This is a genomic window from Moritella viscosa (genome assembly GCF_900120065.1).
Classification (GTDB): domain Bacteria; phylum Pseudomonadota; class Gammaproteobacteria; order Enterobacterales; family Moritellaceae; genus Moritella; species Moritella viscosa.
This window is the reverse complement of sequence record NZ_FPLG01000061.1, coordinates 1-4,653: the sequence shown is the minus strand read 5'-3', so window position 1 is coordinate 4,653 and position 4,653 is coordinate 1. Positions and strand designations below refer to the sequence as shown.

At 41.4% G+C, this 4,653-nt stretch carries 4 protein-coding genes; 2 read left to right on the top strand and 2 right to left on the bottom strand.

All coding sequences use genetic code 11. From position 1 onward, the window contains the following. The first annotated feature begins 169 nt into the window (after positions 1–169). Positions 170–2,287 (top strand): polyribonucleotide nucleotidyltransferase, encoded by a 2,118-nt coding sequence (gene pnp, locus BT797_RS09970; protein ID WP_045111669.1) that lies wholly within the window; start codon positions 170–172, stop codon positions 2,285–2,287. 83 nt (positions 2,288–2,370) lie between these two features. Continuing rightward, positions 2,371–3,261: a lipoprotein NlpI gene (gene nlpI, locus BT797_RS09965; protein WP_045111668.1), complete on the top strand. Its 891-nt coding sequence runs from the start codon at positions 2,371–2,373 to the stop codon at positions 3,259–3,261. A gap of 59 nt (positions 3,262–3,320) precedes the next feature. Here the strand turns inward: nlpI and BT797_RS09960 are convergent, their stop codons facing one another. Together BT797_RS09960 and BT797_RS09955 are read right to left on the bottom strand one after the other, a co-directional pair. Further along, positions 3,321–4,202: a U32 family peptidase gene (locus tag BT797_RS09960; protein WP_045111667.1), complete on the bottom strand. Its 882-nt coding sequence runs from the start codon at positions 4,200–4,202 to the stop codon at positions 3,321–3,323. A gap of 20 nt (positions 4,203–4,222) precedes the next feature. Next, positions 4,223–4,653: peptidase U32 family protein (locus BT797_RS09955; protein WP_175545654.1), on the bottom strand; the 431-nt coding region annotated here is incomplete at its 5' end.

Here is a 4,653-nt window from a genome sequence, read left to right as displayed (position 1 = left end):
AGGAGCCAATTGGCTCCTTTTTGTTTTTAAATTTCCCTTCAAATTATTCCCTCTTAGAATTATTTTTCAACTTATTTCACTATTTCCAATACTTACATTGCCCTTTAATTTTTTTATGCAGTATACTTAGCGACGAAATTAAAGAGACATTAAAGATTAAGGACAAAGAGTGAATCCTATCGTAAAATCGTTTAAGTATGGTGAACATACAGTTACATTAGAGACAGGTGTTATTGCACGTCAAGCAACAGCAGCTGTAATGGCAAGCATCGGTGATACTTCTGTTTTAGTAAGTGTTGTTGGTAAAAAACAAGCTGAAGCTGGTCGTGATTTCTTCCCGCTAACAGTGAACTACCAAGAACGTACTTACGCTGCAGGTAAGATCCCTGGTGGTTTCTTCAAACGTGAAGGCCGTCCAAGTGAAGGCGAGACTTTAACATGTCGCCTTATCGACCGTCCAATCCGTCCACTATTTCCTGCTGGCTTCAAAAATGAAGTACAAGTAGTTGCTACTGTTGTATCTGTTAACCCTGAAATTCAACCTGATTTGGTTGCATTAATCGGTGTTTCAGCTGCATTAAGTATCTCTGGTATGCCGTTCAATGGCCCAATTGGTGCTGCACGTATCGGTTTCCAAAATGACGAATACATTCTTAACCCTTCAACATCTGAGTTAGCAGAAAGCCAACTAGATTTAGTTGTTGCCGGTACTGAAAATGCAGTATTGATGGTTGAGTCTGAAGCTGAAATTCTAAGCGAAGAACAAATGCTAGGCGCGGTTATGTATGGCCACGAGCAAATGCAAGTTGTTATTGAAGCTGTTAAAGAATTTGCGGCTGAAGTTAATACACCTAAATGGGATTGGACTGCACCAGTAGTAAACACTGAGCTTAAAGCGAAAATCGCTGAACTAGCATCTGGCGAACTTTCTGAAGCGTACCAAATCCAAGAAAAAACTGAACGTTACGCTAAAGTTGGTGGCATCAAGTCAGCAGCAATCGCTAAACTTCAAGAAGAAAACGAAGAACTAAACACGCGTGAAGCGGGCGACCTACTTGCTTCTTTAGAAAAGAACATCGTACGTAATCGTATTCTTGATGGCGAACCACGTATTGATGGTCGTGATCCAGAAATGATCCGTGCACTAAGCGTAATGACTGGCGTTCTACCACGTACACACGGTAGCTCACTATTCACACGTGGCGAAACGCAAGCGTTAGTAACTGCAACGCTAGGTACAGAACGTGATGCTCAACGTATCGACAGTCTAACTGGCGAAACGATTGACCGTTTCCTAATGCACTACAACTTCCCTCCTTACTGTGTTGGTGAAACTGGTATGGTTGGTTCGCCTAAACGTCGTGAGATTGGTCACGGTCGTCTAGCGAAACGTGGTGTTTTAGCTGTTATGCCAAATGCAGATGAATTCCCGTACACAGTACGTGTTGTATCTGAAATTACTGAATCTAACGGTTCAAGCTCAATGGCTTCTGTATGTGGTACTTCGTTAGCACTTATGGATGCTGGTGTGCCAATCAAGGCTTCTGTTGCGGGTATCGCAATGGGTCTAGTACTTGACGGTGACCGTAGCGTAGTTCTTTCTGACATTCTTGGTGATGAAGATCACTTAGGTGACATGGACTTTAAAGTTGCAGGTTCAAGCGCTGGTATCACAGCACTACAGATGGATATCAAAATTGAAGGTATCACTAAAGATATTATGCAGAAAGCGCTTGTACAAGCAAAAGCTGCACGTCTACACATCTTAAGTGTTATGGATCAAGCTATCGCAACTAACCGTGATGACGTATCTGAATTCGCACCGCGTATTCATACAATCAAAATCAGCACGGACAAGATCAAAGATATCATCGGTAAAGGTGGCGCAACAATCCGTGCTCTTACTGAAGAAACTGGTACTACGATCGAAATCGAAGATGATGGTACAGTGAAAATTGCAGCGACAAGTGGCGAACAAGCACAAGCAGCAATCGAACGTATTCACCAACTAACAGCTGAAGTTGAAGTTGGTCAAATCTACGAAGGTAAAGTTGTACGTCTAGCTGACTTCGGCGCATTTGTTAACATCTTACCTGGTAAAGATGGCTTAGTTCATATCTCGCAAATTACGCAAGAACGTGTGAACAAAGTTGCAGATCACCTGTCTGTAGAACAAGTAGTTAAAGTTAAAGTTCTAGAAGTAGACCGTCAAGGTCGTATCCGTCTAAGTATTAAAGAAGCAATGGACGCTCCAGCAGCGCCTGCTGAGCAACCAGTTAGCGAATAACTTGTTGTTATATTTAGATTGATTATTTTAAGGAGCGTTGATACGCTCCTTTTTTATATCTGCAAAAAATAAGTGGTTTAATTATGAAAAGATGTCTTACTTTATTCATTACTGCAGCCTTACTTTCTGGTTGTAGTTCATTATCGGGGTCTTTTTCGGCTGATGACCGCACGCCTTCTGAATTAATTCTCGCTGAACCACTACAAGTTAATTATCAAACCGAAATTATGTTAATGCGTTATAGTCAACTTATCCTTGACGCGAAAGATGATAGGGTTCGTCAAGCGCGTTATTTTTATGAACGTGGTTTACTTGCTGATAGCATGGGGTTGCGTTCACTGGCTCATGCTGATTTTCAACGTGCATTAACATTACAGCCAGACTTTGTGCCTGCTTATAATTTTATTGGTTTGTATATGACACAGACCGAGCAGTTTGATGAAGCATTTGATGCCTATGATTCAATCGCGCAATTAGACCCTGAAAATAATTACGTATTACTCAATCGTGGCATCGCGTTGTATTATGGCGAACGTTATGCATTAGCTGTTGATGATCTTGTCAGTGCTTATGATGAAGCACCTAACGACCCATTTAGAACGTTGTGGTTGTATTACCCTGAATATCAAATTAATGCAGAACAAGCGTTAAAATCAGTTAAAGAACGTTATGAGCAACACATTGATGATAGTTGGTCATGGAATATCGTCGCGCTCTATACACAAGCGATAAATGAAACTCAATTGTTGGATAAATTACTCGATGGACTGGATAAGCATGAACGAACTTATAACAAAGTATTGGCGCACCGTTTAACAGAAGCGTACTTTTATCTGGGTAAATATAAGTTGTTAATGAATGACAACAGTGCAGCAGAAAGCTATTTCAAATTGGCATTAAGTAATAATGTGTATGAATTTATCGAGCATGGCTATGCTCGTTTAGAACTGGCAAGATTAGCAAGTAACCGCTAATAAGAGCTAATGCCTCCCAGCTTACCCCCTTGAAATAACAAAAGGGGGCTAGGATGGGGTTATGACGTCACTGTCTCTAATCCTGCTATTTGGTGCCAATAACCATTACATTCGCGATCTAGTTGCAAGTCGAATTTAATATTTTGTTCCGCAGCTTGTTTAAACTGAGCGAGTGTTTGGAATGCAGACTCCCCTAACGGACTCACACGCACTACATCCACCAAATCCTGCATACTTGCCACATCATTCAATAGGTTATATTTGTAGCCCGACATAGTTTGAATACCATTGATGGTGAACAACTCTTTATTGTCTTGGCTATATACCGGCTTGCCATTGGCATGATTAATACAGCAAAGCTCACAATCATCTTTTGCTCTGTTTTCTGAACGAGCAGTAAAACAACGGGCAGAATAGGCCAGTGGTAAATGTCCATGGGCAAAGACTTCTATTTCAAATTGGTCACGAATGTTCAGCAGTTTACTGTCCTCTTGTAGTTGCACTAGCCAGTCTCGTGACAACTCAACAGGCATAACCCAACGCTGCATACCTTTATTGACTAATAACTGTAGTACTTGAGCGTTATAGACATTAAGCGCATGACCACAAACAAAGGGGGTTTTGGCTTCGGCTAATAAGTTGATTGCGCCAAAGTCATTGGCTTCAACAATAAAATCACCATTTTCACAGTATTTACGGAGAATATTAACTTCTGATGGTGCTTCTAATAGCGCCATGGTCGAGATCACCACTTGTTTACCTGAATTCGCTATTTCTTTAGCTAGTCCTAACCAGTCTTTGGGTTTCAGCTCGCGGCGCTTACTGCAAACGGTTTCGCCAAGATAAATAATATCAGCCTGTGAATTCATCGCCGCTGTATAAAAATCTTCAACTTGTTGTTTTGGCCAATAATATAAAATTGGTCCTAATGCGTATTTCATATAATTCTCACTAATGCCAATTATTGCCAATCTCTATGATAAGCACCAAGGGTAGTACTCGTGCCTTCAGAGAGTTGATCGAGCTGTTTATTCCAAGCTGCTTCTACCTGATACTTATCTGGATCTTGTTGATAACGATCGATAGCGGCACGCCATACGCGAGTCACTTGTTCTGTATAAGCGGGACTGCGTTGGCGTCCTTCGATTTTCACAGCTGAAATATTTGCTTGTGCAAGTTCTGGTATTAACGCAAGGGTATTTAAGCTAGTTGGCTCTTCCAGTGCATGAAACACTTTGCCGTCGACATTAAAACGGCCCTTACAAAGTGTCGGGTAGCCGGTTTTTTCATCGGGTTGGTAGCGGTCAATAAGTACGCCATTTAAGCGTGACTCTAGGCCTTTTTCGGTTTCTTGCCAGCGTACATATTTTGCTGGCGAACAAGCACCTACTG